This is a genomic window from Synechococcus sp. BDU 130192 (assembly GCF_963876085.1).
Classification (GTDB): Bacteria; Cyanobacteriota; Cyanobacteriia; order Cyanobacteriales; family MRBY01; genus MRBY01.
On the sequence record NZ_CAWNNO010000022.1, the window covers coordinates 40,755 to 55,001 of the forward strand.

18 protein-coding genes are annotated in these 14,247 nt (G+C 50.7%); 6 read left to right on the forward strand and 12 right to left on the reverse strand.

Annotated elements, in window-relative coordinates:
- Nucleotides 1-14: 14 nt before the first annotated feature.
- The 12 genes from AACT35_RS06970 to AACT35_RS07025 all read right to left on the reverse strand — a co-directional run bounded on the left by AACT35_RS06970 (nucleotide 15) and on the right by AACT35_RS07025 (nucleotide 8,792).
- On the reverse strand, nucleotides 15-293 hold the full coding sequence (locus AACT35_RS06970) for a DUF1816 domain-containing protein (protein WP_099240190.1): 279 nt from the start codon (nucleotides 291-293) through the stop codon (nucleotides 15-17).
- A 130-nt stretch (nucleotides 294-423) separates the two neighbouring features.
- Entirely contained in the window at nucleotides 424-1,590 is a 1,167-nt protein-coding gene (rlmB, locus tag AACT35_RS06975; RefSeq protein WP_099240192.1) for a 23S rRNA (guanosine(2251)-2'-O)-methyltransferase RlmB, read from the reverse strand.
- A 223-nt stretch (nucleotides 1,591-1,813) separates the two neighbouring features.
- On the reverse strand, nucleotides 1,814-2,209 hold the full coding sequence (locus tag AACT35_RS06980; protein WP_099240194.1) for a Mini-ribonuclease 3: 396 nt from the start codon (nucleotides 2,207-2,209) through the stop codon (nucleotides 1,814-1,816).
- A gap of 14 nt (nucleotides 2,210-2,223) precedes the next feature.
- Nucleotides 2,224-2,568, reverse strand: a complete 345-nt coding sequence (locus tag AACT35_RS06985) for an STAS domain-containing protein (protein ID WP_012306017.1) — start codon at nucleotides 2,566-2,568, stop codon at nucleotides 2,224-2,226.
- 163 nt (nucleotides 2,569-2,731) lie between these two features.
- Complete coding sequence (locus AACT35_RS06990) at nucleotides 2,732-3,790, reverse strand: ribonucleotide-diphosphate reductase subunit beta (protein ID WP_216820561.1); 1,059 nt, start codon at nucleotides 3,788-3,790, stop codon at nucleotides 2,732-2,734.
- Nucleotides 3,791-4,019: 229 nt separating this feature from the next.
- Nucleotides 4,020-4,832, reverse strand: coding sequence for a TPM domain-containing protein (locus AACT35_RS06995; protein WP_099240196.1), 813 nt, complete (start codon nucleotides 4,830-4,832; stop codon nucleotides 4,020-4,022).
- A 132-nt stretch (nucleotides 4,833-4,964) separates the two neighbouring features.
- Nucleotides 4,965-5,771 carry an aminotransferase class IV gene (locus tag AACT35_RS07000; RefSeq protein ID WP_254048055.1) on the reverse strand — a complete coding sequence of 269 codons (807 nt, stop codon included), beginning with the start codon at nucleotides 5,769-5,771 and terminating at the stop codon, nucleotides 4,965-4,967.
- A 64-nt stretch (nucleotides 5,772-5,835) separates the two neighbouring features.
- Nucleotides 5,836-6,399 carry a cyclic nucleotide-binding domain-containing protein gene (locus tag AACT35_RS07005; RefSeq protein WP_030006152.1) on the reverse strand — a complete coding sequence of 188 codons (564 nt, stop codon included), beginning with the start codon at nucleotides 6,397-6,399 and terminating at the stop codon, nucleotides 5,836-5,838.
- Between the two features lie 169 nt (nucleotides 6,400-6,568).
- Nucleotides 6,569-6,817, reverse strand: coding sequence for a DUF3146 family protein (locus tag AACT35_RS07010; protein WP_012306012.1), 249 nt, complete (start codon nucleotides 6,815-6,817; stop codon nucleotides 6,569-6,571).
- Nucleotides 6,818-6,927: 110 nt separating this feature from the next.
- Nucleotides 6,928-7,665, reverse strand: a complete 738-nt coding sequence (locus tag AACT35_RS07015) for an SDR family NAD(P)-dependent oxidoreductase (protein WP_099240199.1) — start codon at nucleotides 7,663-7,665, stop codon at nucleotides 6,928-6,930.
- Nucleotides 7,665-8,363, reverse strand: a complete 699-nt coding sequence (locus AACT35_RS07020) for a DUF2834 domain-containing protein (RefSeq protein WP_099240201.1) — start codon at nucleotides 8,361-8,363, stop codon at nucleotides 7,665-7,667. Before AACT35_RS07020 ends, AACT35_RS07015 begins: the two co-directional genes overlap by 1 nt.
- Before the next feature lie 54 nt (nucleotides 8,364-8,417).
- A complete protein-coding gene (locus AACT35_RS07025) occupies nucleotides 8,418-8,792 on the reverse strand; it encodes a c-type cytochrome (protein ID WP_012306009.1) in 375 nt (124 codons plus the stop codon).
- A 182-nt stretch (nucleotides 8,793-8,974) separates the two neighbouring features.
- Between AACT35_RS07025 and petG the strand changes: the two genes are divergently transcribed.
- The 6 genes from petG (at nucleotide 8,975) to AACT35_RS07055 (ending at nucleotide 14,163) form a co-directional block, all read left to right on the forward strand.
- The gene (gene petG / locus AACT35_RS07030) at nucleotides 8,975-9,091 is read left to right on the forward strand and encodes a cytochrome b6-f complex subunit V (RefSeq protein ID WP_099240203.1); all 117 of its coding nucleotides are present in this window, start codon (nucleotides 8,975-8,977) and stop codon (nucleotides 9,089-9,091) included.
- Nucleotides 9,092-9,201: 110 nt separating this feature from the next.
- On the forward strand, nucleotides 9,202-9,330 hold the full coding sequence (locus tag AACT35_RS07035) for a hypothetical protein (RefSeq protein ID WP_255355995.1): 129 nt from the start codon (nucleotides 9,202-9,204) through the stop codon (nucleotides 9,328-9,330).
- Nucleotides 9,320-11,260, forward strand: coding sequence for a transglycosylase domain-containing protein (locus tag AACT35_RS07040; RefSeq protein ID WP_099240205.1), 1,941 nt, complete (start codon nucleotides 9,320-9,322; stop codon nucleotides 11,258-11,260). The genes AACT35_RS07035 and AACT35_RS07040 overlap by 11 nt, the downstream gene beginning before the upstream one ends.
- A 51-nt stretch (nucleotides 11,261-11,311) precedes the next feature.
- On the forward strand, nucleotides 11,312-12,262 hold the full coding sequence (locus tag AACT35_RS07045; RefSeq protein ID WP_099240207.1) for a glycosyltransferase family 2 protein: 951 nt from the start codon (nucleotides 11,312-11,314) through the stop codon (nucleotides 12,260-12,262).
- A 214-nt stretch (nucleotides 12,263-12,476) separates the two neighbouring features.
- Nucleotides 12,477-13,973, forward strand: coding sequence for a PP2C family protein-serine/threonine phosphatase (locus tag AACT35_RS07050; protein WP_254048056.1), 1,497 nt, complete (start codon nucleotides 12,477-12,479; stop codon nucleotides 13,971-13,973).
- Nucleotides 13,963-14,163: a hypothetical protein gene (locus AACT35_RS07055; RefSeq protein ID WP_012306004.1), complete on the forward strand. Its 201-nt coding sequence runs from the start codon at nucleotides 13,963-13,965 to the stop codon at nucleotides 14,161-14,163. The genes AACT35_RS07050 and AACT35_RS07055 overlap by 11 nt, the downstream gene beginning before the upstream one ends.
- Nucleotides 14,164-14,247: the final 84 nt, after the last annotated feature.

Consider the following 14,247-nt stretch of genomic DNA (forward strand, 5'->3'; position numbering starts at 1 on the left):
GAATAATTCAGAAGCTAGTGGCTAAAGCTCAAGATGGGCATCAGGGTTTTTTTTGACCCAGAGTCATCAAAAATGGTGAGCTCTTTGGGGGTACGACACCGCTGTAGGTTTACGTCGATGTTCTGGGCGCCTTCGTTGGTAAGGTCTTCGAGGAAACCGGGCTGGGCGGCGATCGCCTCTTTGCGACTGAGGTAAGGACCAAAGTAGTAGGTACACTCCGGTTGCTCAGTGGTAATTTCAAGCCAATAGGCGCGGCCAATGGTCTCGAAGAGCTTGAGCAAAAGTTCTTTCATATCTGTCCCTGTGGTGGTGAAGTTTGAGGTATGGGTCTACTGGAAAAATACTTGTTGTTGAAGATAGCTTGTCTGGATCCAAACCAACAACTCTTGTTTTATCCCGAAAGCGCTCACTTTGCATACTGCCTTAGGGGGTATCCGGGAGGGTGATTTGCACCTGGCGTACAAGCTTTTGTCGGTACACTTCATATAAGGCGATCGCCGCAGCGACGGAAGCGTTTAGGCTAGGGGTTTTCCCGGTCATCGGAATTGCAACCAGTTCATCACAATGCTTTTGCGTCAACAAACTAAGACCTTGTCCTTCCGAACCGATAACTAATCCTATCGCACCTTCAAATTTGATATTGTGTAAGGCTTTACTGGTTCCGGCGGCAGTGCCATAAATCCAGAAACCAGCTTCCTTGAGTTCTTCCATGGCCCGACTAAGATTGACCACTCGCGCGACCGGGAAATGTTCAAGGGCACCAGCGGCCACCTTCATCACCGTTGAGGTTACCCCCACCGCCCGCCGTTGGGGAATAATCATCCCTTGGGCACCAATGGCTTCAGCAGTACGAATAATCGCCCCCAAATTATGGGGATCGGTGATGCCGTCGGCAATCACAACCACGGGGGATTCTGTTTTGGCCTTCGCTTGCTCAATGAGATCCGGCAACTCCATATATTCATAGGGCGCAGTCTGCACAGCGATCCCTTGGTGGACACCCCGGTTGGTCAGATAGTCTAGGCGGGACATGCTCACTTCGTCGATGACCGTGCCTTGGTTCTTGGCGGCCTGGAGGAGGGTATGGAAACGATTGGCGTGGCGCAGGCGGGAGGTGACCCAAATTCGGTTGAGGGGACGCTCGCTTTCCAGCACTGATAACACCGCATGTTTGCCGTAGATCAAGTCATTATCTTCTTCTGGGGTGACTGCTTCGGTAGCTTCCTCTGGGGCGGTTTGGGGCGTGAGTTCAGGCGCATCTTGGGGAATGAATTCTGACCCTTGGCTACGCTGGGGCTTGGGACGGTCTGTAATGGGGCGTCTTTTATTCGGGCCAGCACCTTGGCTGCTGCGTTTATCAAAACGTTTAAAGGAGCGTTCTCCTCCTTCGTCTCGCCGGGAAAATTGACCCTTGCGCCGGGGGGCTGGGCGATCGCCCCGTTCAAATTTACCGCCATCTTCGCGGCGATCAGAACGTCGATCCCGATCAAAGGAAGAAGCTTTTCCATACTTTTTGCTCGGCTTGCGGTCTCTTCCCCCAGCAGCTCTACCGTATTTTTTACCCGAATCGGATCGATGTGGCTTGTTCATAAAAAATCAGTCTTTGGTCGTTCAGATGTATTAACTTGTCAAGGAAAATCAGTTGCAGGGGCTGGGGCGATCGCCTAGAGTATGACTCTGGTTATTTAAAGTCAACAAAATCACCTTTTTCAGCCAATCGTTAAATCAACACAAACATATTTTGGTCTTACCTCAGGCGGGGCGCTCCCTAGGGGAAAAAGCCCCAACGAAACACAAAAGAGAGTCGATCATATCAGACCCCAGACCGTTCTTGGGGTAAATGGGTAAATAATTCGGCCAAACGCTGCGGGTTTGTGAGATAGAGATATCCGACTAGGGCTTCAAAGCCCGTGGCCTGCCGATAAATAGCTAAGCTCAGGCGTCTTGGTTTTCCGGTGGCTGCATTGCGCCCCCGGCGAACAATATCCTGTTCTAGCTCGCTTAAATGGGGTTCCAGGAGAGTTAAATATTGGGCTTGGGTTTCTGCCCGCACCTCCGCCACCACCTTACCGTGGTAATCCGCGATGCGACAGGGGGGCAACAAAAAATAACAGCGGCTGTAGAGTTCATAAACAGCATCCCCCACATAGGCTAAGGACGCGGGGGATAATTGTCGGAGCTGATCAGCGGTAATGTCAGGGACAAACAATGGTTTTCTCGTCCCTATTTTTTCTCGTCTAGGTGGGCGATCGCCTCATCAATGGAGTTCCGTAGAGACAAAAACTTCTCTAGGCGAACTAACTTCACCGTTTGGGTTACCCGTGGATTGGTCACCACTTGCATCGTTCCCCCAGCATTTTGGGTGTGTTTTACCAACTGCACCAGGGCACCGATCCCAGAACTATCCACAAAATCAATTTGGGCTAGGGAGAGGATAATATCGTGGGGGCCTTCATTAATCCGGTTTTTGATGGCTGTACTAAACACAGGCTCGGAAAAAGCATCCAATAACCCAGTTAAGCGGAAAATTTGATATTTGTTGTCAATGACTTCGTAAGTTCCTCTCAAACTTACAGTCAGATTTAGCGGTTCAGGAATAGTCCTCTCCTCCTCAAACTGAACGGATATGCAACGCTAATTTTAGCTCATTGCGACTGCGGGCAGAATAAGGGACGAAAAACAGTACAACAAACTACAGATTTTTTTCTGCATTATCGCCCCCAGTGTCTGTTTAAAATTCATCCCAGCCTGTAATTCCCGATGACATCACGTAGCTGGTCACCCCGGCCTCAAAGAAGTTGGCTTTGGTGTTTCCTTCTTTTTTCGTGTCTGAGAATCGTTCGAGGTGACGGTAGGGGCTTTTCTTGTATTGATCCCCTTTGTACAACGGTTCGAGGCCGATGGCTTGAAGACGAATATTCGCTAAATACTTGGTGTAAATCTCTGTACTTTGTTCTGTAATGCCAAGGATATCGTTGCCGACAATGTGGTTTGTCCATTGGCATTCGTACTGTACGGCCCGTTCCACCATTTCATAGATGTGATCGACAGAGTGATCAAAGGTGGCCATGGCCTCTGGGATCAGTTTTTGAAATAGGCGCACGTGGCTGAGTTCGTCCCGGTTAATCATCTTAAAAATATCCGCAGAACCGGGCATCAACATCCGCGAGGCGAGGTTATAGAAGAACACAAAGCCATTGTAAAAATACAGCCCTTCTAGCAAATAGTCGGCGACAAGGGTCGTGAAATAGTTTTCTGGGGTGGGATTGTCAATGTAGCGTTGGTAGTTGCTGGCAATGTACTCACAGCGATCGCGTAAGACTTTATCCGTGCGCCAAAAATCATAGACGGCACTGCGGCGATCGCTAGGGATGATCGTCTCAATCATGTATTGATAGGACTGGTTGTGCATCCCCTCCTGGGAGATTTGCTCGGCAATGCAGAGGCTAATTTCTGGGGCCGTAATCGAGCTTTTGATGTGAGGAAGATTACAGGTTTGGACAGAATCAAGGAATGTGAGGTAGCTGAGGATTCCGTCAAAGGCGCGGCGTTCTGAATTTGTCAGGTTGTGGTAGTCGGTGACATCCTGGGTAATGTCCAGCTTCTGGGGAATCCAAAAGTTTTCGCGCATCTGTTGGTACAGTCCCACCGCCCAAGGGTAGCGAACGTCGTTCAGTTGCATCAGGTTGGTAGTTTCTCCGAACCAAATGGAACGGTGGGCGATATCGTCATTCCCATCGGGATTAAAGATGGGATTGGTGGGCATCCGGTCAAGGAGAGATTGTTGCATAGTGGCTGGGGCCGCGTAGAGGATACAAATCTTAAAAGGTCTTAAGTTTAGTTTAAAAGAGTTTGCTGAGAGATACCACACCAGTGATGGGTGTAGTTGGAACGATTGTCCCCCAGAAAGCACTATTTATAGTCTGATTGCAATTTTTGTTTTTTTTCTGGGCGAGCAGATAAAAAAGCCTCCCAAGGAACTGAGAGGCATCAGGTTGAATTTTACAAGGGGACAAACTTTAGGATTCAGATTCGGAAGGATTCGGTTGATTAAACATCGGCGCAATAAATGCCACGATCGCCCCCATCATGAAGCCGAGGATATTGCGGAGTAAGGGTAACCAGTCGGAGGTGCGGGTAACAACGGGGCCAACGCCAAAGGCAAGGAAGAGGATGCCCCAGAGAGGAGACATGATTAAGGCCCACTGCCAAGCAAAGGCTTGACCTTCCTTGCGGGGAATGGCAGCAAAGCCACAGATAACGCCCCCAACAACGGAACTAATGAGGGTGAGTAGCCACTGTTCACGGGGTAAGCCAGGCACAACGATACAACCGCCTTCTTTGGTGACACAGACTTTAACGGTTTCTAGAGCGTCGGCGATCGCCTGATTTTCGCCATGTTCACGGACGTAATACATATTGCCGAAGCGGGTCTGGAGTTCGATCCAGAAGGTGCGGGGCATTAGCTCATAAACATCATCACCAATGCTAAAGGCCAAGAGGTTGCCCCCCCGACCATCGGCAACGAGCAAAATGCTTTTATCATCGAGGCCCCAGTATTCTTTTACGGCTCGTCCGGGACTGCGGTCAAATTGAGTTAAGACGCGCATTTTCCAGCCCGTTTCTGCTTCAAAATTGTTCAGATCCGTCACGAGATTTTCTTCCTGGAGCTGTGGGAGGAAGTTCGCCAAATCCACGACCGGCGTTTCATAATCGGGGAGCAGTTCAGGGTTGTTAACGGCGAAGGCAGCGGGGGCGATCGCCCAGGTCATCACCGCCAAACAGACCGCGAAAAGACTACGGAGCAGGGGACGAGGCAAGAAATGATTCATAGAAATTTCTGAAAATAATGAAGCCAGCAGGGGCCGCTAATTATGAAAATTAATCGCGTTTTTATTACGGCTTGTTACTTTATTTTAAGTATTTTAAGATTTTTCTCAATGCTTTTCGAGGATTTACCTGGATTACACGACCAGTTGACCGCTCAAATGCTGGAGGTGGCGCAGGGCTGGATGGTCGATCTGGAGAGCGTTTAAGGAAAAGTTTGCTCCCTGAATCGCCTGGAAAGGAATCACGCCCACGACGCTGTTGCTGTAGGCGATCGCCTCGAAGGTTGAGATCAGATCAATGTCCCAAGGAATTTCTTGGACGGGGAGTTGCTGGTTTTGCAATTGCCCTAGGAGGTGTGATCGCATCACCCCAGGTAAAATTCCCCCCAGGGGCGGCGTGTACCAAGTGCCTTGTTTAAAACCCCATAAATTTCCGGTGGCGGTTTCGAGCCAGTGGCCGCTGGGATCTTGCAGAATGGCTTCTCCTGTCCCCAAGGCGATCGCCCGTTGACGGGCCTGCCACGCGCTGAGGTAATTGCCTGTTTTAAAATCCGCCTGGGGTCTCTGGAAATAGGGGTCTTGGGCCAACCAACCTTGGATTCCCTGCTGCTGCTGTTGGGCTAAATGTTCCGGCAGTGGACGACCGAGGATCAGTTCGCGGCCATCATGGAGGATTGTGACCCGCACCACGGGGGCGACGGCGGCCACTTTTTGGGCGCCCTGGTTAATGCGCTCCCAATCGGGTGCTGGCCATTGCAAGGTTTTGATGCTGTGGCGGAGGCGATCGCCATGGTGAGACCATAGACTGCGGGAATCCGTGAGGGAGTTTTGGTGAACCCGGAGCGTCGTAAAGAGGGTCGCCCCAAATAAAAAACTCGGATCACTAACCGGGAGAGTCAGTTCTGTCCCCTCGTACCAAGCCCCCGCGTACCAATAGCCCATGACCATAAAATTCTAAAATTTCCATCACACCATACTTCAAACTGCTTTTACCTGGCGGAGAGCGTTAAACAGGATTTTCCGGCGCCGTTTGGGATTGTACCCGGCGCAGCAACCAATCAAAGCGGGTGGTAGCGACATTGAGATTTTCTTGAATCATGCTGGGCACAGCTTCGGTAGCACGACTTTGATTAAACACGAAATCTTTATCCTCGCCGAGGTGACGCACCGTATTCCGGAGACGACTCGCTAAAAAGGTGGCGATCGCCCGATTAAATCGTGCCGAAAAGCCAATATCTTGATTCAGGCGGTCGGAAATTTTGTCTTGGGATACGGCCAGTAATAAGCATTCACCACAGGTTTTGACACTGGCACTGGGTAACTGCTGATCAATAAAAGACAGTTCCCCAAAAACTTCCCCACTCTGGAGCACCGCAATATCCTTTGTCACTCCCATGAGGTCAATGAAAACCGATACCGAGCCATCGAGGAGAATGTAGAAATTTTCCAGGGGTTGATTTTCCTGGATTAAAACTGTTTGCGGCGGAATTTTGGCAATCTTACCGGCAGTGATGAGCCAGTCAATATCATCATCATTTAATTCTCCAAACAGAAATAATACTTTCTGCATTGCCAATGTCCTTTAGCACGAATGGTGCGGTCTGTGGTTATTTTACCCCGGATCTCCAAGGGACTTAGACCGCTGCGGCGATGTGTAACAAGATTTTTTGATTGGGTTCAGTGTCACTATCCGGATTTCAGTCTCCCCATAATTAATCTGAAAGGGAGTTGGAGGAACTTTATAGCCGTGACCGGAGAGTGAACTGATAATCGCCGCCTGGTTCCAGACGATAATCACTCTGTTCCAAAAATCGGCCCAGGGGTTCGTAAATTAAGGCGCGGCCGAGGGTCGGATGTACCCGCAATTTTCCCTGGCGGAAATGCCACTGAAATTCCCATTGATAGGAACCCGCTTGCACTTCGCCAATGATTTTGCCCTGCTGCCAGGACTGTTGCAAAATTCGCACATGGGCCGGGGTTTCAGGCACAACAACAACCTTAATTTGGTGCTAAAGAACGTTCCCTATTGTGGAAGTTTTTGCCGCAAAACGCACCATCATTTCAGCATTTCATGGCAAAATCGTCCCACTTTCTGTCGCTACCAGGGCAAAGACTCACCATCCCAGTTAAAAAATTTACCCGTATCCTGGGGATGCAGATTGGCGATCACTTGGCGCAATTGGCTCACTGTCCGCGTGGGCGAAAAGAGCTTTTCGGGGGGGACATTTTTCTGGAAAGGCTCGGAGAGGTCGGTAGCCGTTGTCCCTGGGTGCAGGGCCGCCACAATGATATTTGGGGCAACGCGACTCCATTCAATGGCGATATTTTTCAAAAACATATTCAAGGCAGCCTTCGAGGCACGGTAGCCATACCATCCCCCTAGGCGATTGTCTTCGATGCTGCCGACTTTAGCGGAAATGGCCGCAAAAATTGCGGGTTCTGGGTGACGGAGAAAGGGTAAGAGGTGTTTGGCCCAGAGGACGGCACCGATGGCATTGACTTGAAAATAGGTCAGTAAATTTTCTGTTTGGATATGGCGGAGACTTTTTTCCGGTTGGAGGGTTTGATTATGCAGGAGACCAACGCAATAAATTACTTCATCAAGGCGAGAGGTCTGGGCTTTGAGGGTGGCGATCGCCGCTGTGATCTGCGCTTCCTGGGTCACATCCACGGGGATTAGTTGGAGTCGATCAGGGTAGCGCTCCTGTAACGCCAGGAGATCGGCGGAGGGCTGGCGGTAGGTTCCATAGACCCGCTGATACAGATCTGAGGCGAGGTATTGCCGGACAAATTCTAGACCGATGCCGCGACCAGCACCAATAACAAGGGCTTCCATTATGGACGACTCACCTCCGCAGTATTTAAGGTCTGACTGGGAGCCGCAGGGTTTTTGGGAGCCTCTAGGGTGGGGGGACGTAGGGCAAGGTATAAAGCAGCACCAAGGGGAGGGGTAAAGGCGATCGCCCACAACAACCAGTTTTGCTCCCCAAGGCCACGGCGGGCTAAATCATCCTTGATTAGGGTCGGGAATAGGAGTGCCAGCAAACAAAAATCTAAGCTCATCACGTGGATAAAGCGATCGCCCCAAAATCTGGTGCCAAAATCACCCCAATCCCCTGCGCTGAATCCGTAAATTAGGAGTCCTAGCAGCGTAACCAAACAAAATAAGCCCAACAGTCGCGAATCCTGCCACCGGAGCCACCAGTTTTTCTGCCCCGTAAAGGTGGGATTATCACGCCGCAACGCTAAATAGGGCAGCAACGCAAACGCACCGAGGAAAAAACTGCCTGTCGCAAAGACCCAAGCGGGTAACCTTTGGCGATCGCCATCGAGAAACAAGAGCGCCCCATACATGACCGGGAAAATACCCATGATGTTAAACAAGGCAATGATCAACGGGTTGATGCCGTCCCACTGTCCACCGGATAAAGCGGTGATCAACTCTAGGGTTTCCGGCTGACTGGGTGGTGCTCCTAGAAAGGCATACAACACAAAGGCAAGCCACAGGGAACCAAGGAACATCGAGCGGGCCATAGCGAGTGAACTCCTAGGGACAGGAAAGAATAATAAATGGCGTCATTGAAACAACTACAGGGTGCGGAGGTAACTCAACAGATCCGCCATTTCCTGGGGGGCCGGCTGGAATTTCGGCATGGGGGGCGTTTTTCCGCTAATGACCTGTTGAATCAAACGCACGTCGGATTTTCGCTGGGCGACGGCCCGTAAACTTGGCCCCACGTTGCCATCCGCCTGGGGGCCGTGACAGCCAGCACAATTAATTTGAAAAATGGCATTGCCCCGCAGTTCATCCCCTTGGAGCGCTAAAACCTGTTGAATGTAGGGGTCACTGGCCTGGGTACTGTACACACCAAAGATCCCCAGGGCAGCAATGGCCAGCACTAGGATGATTACGAAGAGGAGCTTCGAAAAATTTGGGACGGAAAGCTCAGAAGAATTAGCCACGGGGTTTGCTGTAGAGGAGATACAACTTTGTTGATATTACGCAATTTTTCTTAATGGTTATCCTACTGCGATCGCCTAAGAATGTCGAATCAAATCCCTTTGCACGGACTTCCTCCATCCCATAGAATGATTAAAAATCTTTAACAGTTAGCTTTAATCTGCCGCCATAAGGAGAAACCCCTGTGATTGAACCCCTCTTACTCGGTATTGTGTTGGGCCTGATCCCCGTAACCCTCGCTGGTTTATTCGTCGCTGCCTATCTCCAGTACAAGCGTGGTAATGACCTCAGCATGGAGTAACTAGCCACCTACGGCTTCTATCCCAGTAGCGATCGCCAATCCTTGCTTTTTTTGGAGCAGGGATTATTTTTTACAACACAAGGCACCACGGGTTTAAAAGGGAATTTCCCTTGTTAGAATTTTGGGCAGAAACGTTGGTGGGCGACACCGTTGCTGTGGGCGATCGCTCCCCACCCATGGTTTGGACTGTTTCAACTTACCTTCTCAAGTCTTTAGAGGTTAGCGCCATTGTCATCTAGTACCGTTCGGCAGAAAACGAAAAAAGCCCTTGCCCGTCAGTCCAAAGAAAGGCGATCGCCCCAAGGTTTCTTGCGGGGGGTTGCCCAAAAGGCTATGGGAACGGTGATTGGTTGCACCATGCTCGGCAGTGCGATCGCCGCTGGGGGGTTAGTGGGTCTTGCCATTAGTTTCCGGAACCTGCCCGATGTGCGGACCCTAAAGACCTATGTGCCCACCGAAACCAGCTATATCTACGACATCAACGGAAAAGTCCTCCTGAGCCTCCATGGTGAAGCCAACCGAACCAATATCGAACTCAGTGAAGTTTCCCCCGAACTCAAGATGGCCGTCCTCGCCATCGAAGACAGTCATTTTTACCAACACAACGGCATCAATCCCACCAGTATTGGTCGGGCAATCCTCTCTAACCTTGAAGCAGGCGGCATCACCGAAGGAGCCTCAACCATCACCATGCAATTGGTGAAAAACCTCTTCCTAGCCCAAGATCGTACCTACAATCGTAAACTCGCCGAAACCGTCCTTGCCCTCCGCATCGAACAGATTTTCCCCAAGGACGAAATCCTAGAAATGTACCTCAATAACATCTATTGGGGCCACAACAACTATGGCGTCGAAACAGCCGCTGAATCCTATTTCAATAAATCCGCCGCCGATCTAACCCTGCCCGAAGCCGCCGTGATGGCCGGGATGATCCAAGCCCCCGAAGATTACAGCCCCTTTCGAGATTACCAAGCCACCAAACAACGGCAAAAAATCGTTCTAAATCGCCTAGAGGATCTCGGTTGGATTACTCCCGAAGAAGCCGCCGCCGCTGCCCAAGCTCCCCTCCTGGTGGGCCAACCGACTGCCTGGAAAGCCAGTGCTTCCCCCTATATCACCCAAGCCGTAGTGGAAGAGCTCACCCAACGCTTTGGCGAAGAATTAGTTCGTAAAGGCGGGATGCGCGTCCAGACCACCGTGGATCTCAATATGCAACGCCGTGCCGAAGAAACGGTACAAAAAGCTTTTCAGCAGGCCCGCAGTCGGGGGTTACGGGCTGACCAGATTGCCGTAGCTGCCGTTGATCCGCGTACCCATTTTGTCAAGGTTTTGGTGGGGGGCAGAGACTACGAAGAAAGCCAATTTAACCGGGCGATTCAGTCTCAACGTCAGCCAGGATCAGCCTTTAAACCTTTTGTTTACTACACTGCCTTTGCGAGTGGCAACTATACGCCCTTTTCGACCATCGACGATAGCCCTGTGAGTTACCCCGATGGCAACGGTACCTATTCACCCCAAAACTATGGGGGATCTTTTTCTGGCACCGTGAGTTTGTATGACGCCCTAATCACTTCCAAAAACGTCCCTGCCGTCAAACTCGGAAAAGCAGTGGGCCTCGAAAAGGTGATCGAACTATGTCGTTTATTGGGAATCGAGAGTCCGCTCCAACCAGTTATTTCTCTACCCCTCGGCGCAGTGGGGATCAGCCCCCTAGAAATGGCCAGTGCCTACGCCACTTTTGCGAGTAATGGCTGGCAAAGTGAAACAACTTTGATCTTGCGGGTCACCGATAGCCAAGGGAATATTCTTTTGGATAATACACCCCAGCCACGTTTAGTTTTAGATCCTTGGGCCACGGCCTCCCTGACAACAGTGCTCCAAGGAGTTGTGAATGGCGGCACGGGTCAGGCCGCTAATTTAGGCGATCGCCCCGCCGCCGGAAAAACTGGCACTACCTCCTCAGAACGGGATGTGTGGTTTGTGGGCTATGTACCCCAACTGGCAGCAGCGGTTTGGATTGGGAACGATGACTATCGGCCCATGGGCACTGGTACCACTGGCGGCGGCGATGCGGCCCCCATCTGGCGCGCCTTTATGCAGGAAGCCCTTAAGGGAGAAGAACCCCAATATTTCCCGGCAGCGTCTAAATATCCCCGCCCTAAACCGTAGGGGTATCCGGCATAATAGGACAGTCTTTTTCCATTTCCTTGGGTTAAAACTTTGGTTTACATTAGTGTCGTTATTCCCACCTACAATCGCAAACCCATTTTGACAAAATGCCTCCAGGCCCTAGAACAGCAGCAGGTGCCGGAAGAGCTAGAAAATGGGGGCTACGAGGTGGTGGTGGTGGACGATGGCTCCACCGATGGCACGGTGGATTGGCTCCAGACCGAAGCGGACCAATATCCCCACGTGCGGCTCTTTGAACAGGCCCACAAAGGGGCGGCGGCGGCCCGAAACCTCGGCGTAGAACAGGCCCAGGGGGAGATTATTATTTTTATTGACAGTGATCTAGTGGTCACAGAAACTTTTTTGGCAGCCCACCTAGAAGGACTCCGCCGGGGTAAACGCAAACTCAAAAGCGATCGCCTATTTACCTACGGACGTGTGATCAATACTGCCAATTTTGAAGATCCCACCAGCGAACCCTTTAAGGTGACAGATTTTTCGGCGGCCTACTTTGCGACGGGAAATGTGGCGATCGCCCGCCAATGGCTCCTCGAAGCTGGCTTATTTGATACCGGCTTTCAGCTCTATGGTTGGGAAGATTTAGAATTGGGTATCCGTCTCAAAAAACTGGGTCTCACCCTGATTAAATGTCCCGATGCCGTCGGTTACCACTGGCATCCCCCCTTCAGTTTGGCGCAAATCCCTCAGCTCATTGATCAAGAAATTCAACGGGGCAAAATGGGGGTCATCTTCTACAAAAAACACCCCACCTGGGAAGTTCGCATGATGATCCAAATGACCTGGCTCCACCGTCTGCTCTGGGGCATCCTTTCCCTGGGGGGCTGGCTCAATGAAAAACGTCTAAAACCCCTTTTAGGTTGGCTAATCCAGCGAGGAAAATCACAACTGGCCCTCGAAATTGCCCGGATTTTTCTCAATTGGTATAACGTGCAGGGGGTCTATGCTGCCTACCGAGAAGATCAACTGGCCCGTCGATCTTGAATTGCGCAAAAATTATCTTGACAAGATCATGGGGATTGAGCTATGAATTAGCAACCGTAAAAAATCAATCTCTTTCAGTTCTTAAAAATTGAGTATTTTTTTCCAGGAAAAAGCTGACTTTTTGTTAGTTATGGAATCTGTCTCAGGGTTGATTTTTTAACAATTTTATTTGTACTAGGTCTATTTCTCTACACATCCCACGAAAACAACGATTGTGACTCCTTCTGCCTCTAACTTTGCCACTCCCAAGTATTTTGACCCTGCCGCCCGGGAGTCAGAGTTGCAGCTCATTTCCGGCAAGCCAGACTCCCGCTTAGAAACGGCCATTGGCGAAGATGTCGAATTTTTGCGGGCGCAAATTGCGAAGCTCAGCCGAGAGCAAACGAAGGTTCAAGATCTGTTGAGTTCCCTGGGTTTTGCCCTCAGAAGTTTTAACAACCTCAACCAATTTCTTGAGTTGACCCCCCTAATGTCTGCGCGGGTGGTGGATGCTGATGGTGGTGCTTTGGTGCTGTTTGATGCCCAGGGCCAGGTGCAGCTCGAAAAATTTTATTGTGGTGAGGGGGGAGATTGTCAGTTTATTCGACAGGCATTTACGCAGCTTCAGACGGGAGCGAAGACCACAAACCCTGAGGCAGCGACCTGTACGGCCCAGGAAGCGTTGCAGTTTGACGAAAAACTCCAGGCCCAGCTCGGCGAAGAAATTCGGGTTTGTAGCACGCCTATCCTTGTCAAAAATGTGACCCGTGGCAAGCTCTACGTGTTTAGTCGTGATCCCCAGTATGGCTGGGATATTACCCGGCGAAAATTGGTGCAACTGGTGGCGGATCAAACGGCGGTGGCGATCGCCAACAATGACCTCACCAGCAAACTCCGGAGCAAAGAAAAGCAAGACCGGGAACTAGAAATCGCCTCGGAAATTCAAAACCATCTTTTACCCAGTGAATGTCCGCAAATCAAAGGTTTGGCGATCGCCGCCGATTATCGCAATGCCTACCGGGTGGGGGGCGACTACTACGACTTCATTCCCAGTAACTACGACCGCATCCGCCGCCAGGATGATCCGAAACTTGTGCAATGTGTCCCCTGGAGTATCGTCATTGGCGATGTCATGGGGAAAGGCGTCCCGGCAGGTTTGATTATGACCATGACCAGGGGGATGCTCCGGGCCGAAGTGCTCAACCGCCACAGTCCCGCCAAAATCCTTGAACACCTAAACCGGGTCATGTACGCGGATCTAGATAATTCCCACCGATTTGTGACCCTATTTTATTCAGAGTACGATCCGAAAACCCGTACCCTGTCCTATAGCAATGCGGCTCATCACCCGCCGCTACTGTGGCGCGCCCAAACCCAAAACATCGAACCCCTCGACACCCAGGGCATGTTGATTGGTCTGGATCTAGATTCGTCCTACGAAGACGCTAAAGTGGTGCTCGAAGTGGGAGATATCATTCTCTACTACACCGATGGGTTTACCGATGCCGTCAACTCCCATGGCGATCGCTTTGACGAAGAAAACCTTGTGCGCGTCTTTCAAAATGCCTGCCAAAATTGCCAGACGCCGGAAGCAATCGTGCAGGAACTCTTTACCCAAGTGGAAAAATTTACCTATCCCAAAGTGCGTGGCGGTGATGATATGACCTTGGTTGTTGTGCAGGTACAATCAGAAGCAATTGAGTCCCATCTGTGTCAACACCATGACTGCTAAATCTCCTTTGCCCTTACCATCCGTAGCATCTGAGCAAATTGTGATCGCCCAAACGGGCTATGTCGAAGATCCTGATATTTTGGGTCAAATCCGTGATGGCTTTCAAAATTTCGTCGATAGTGGTCAAATGTGGGCCTTGATCTTGGGTTTTGTCCTCGGTTATTGGTTTAGTGGCATCCGTCGCGGTTAAGGGATTTCTCTCCTCTGATAAGTACGGTATGCTTAAAAGGAATTTTTTCTGCTTTGGAAAGATTTCTGTCGATATTACTAGCCC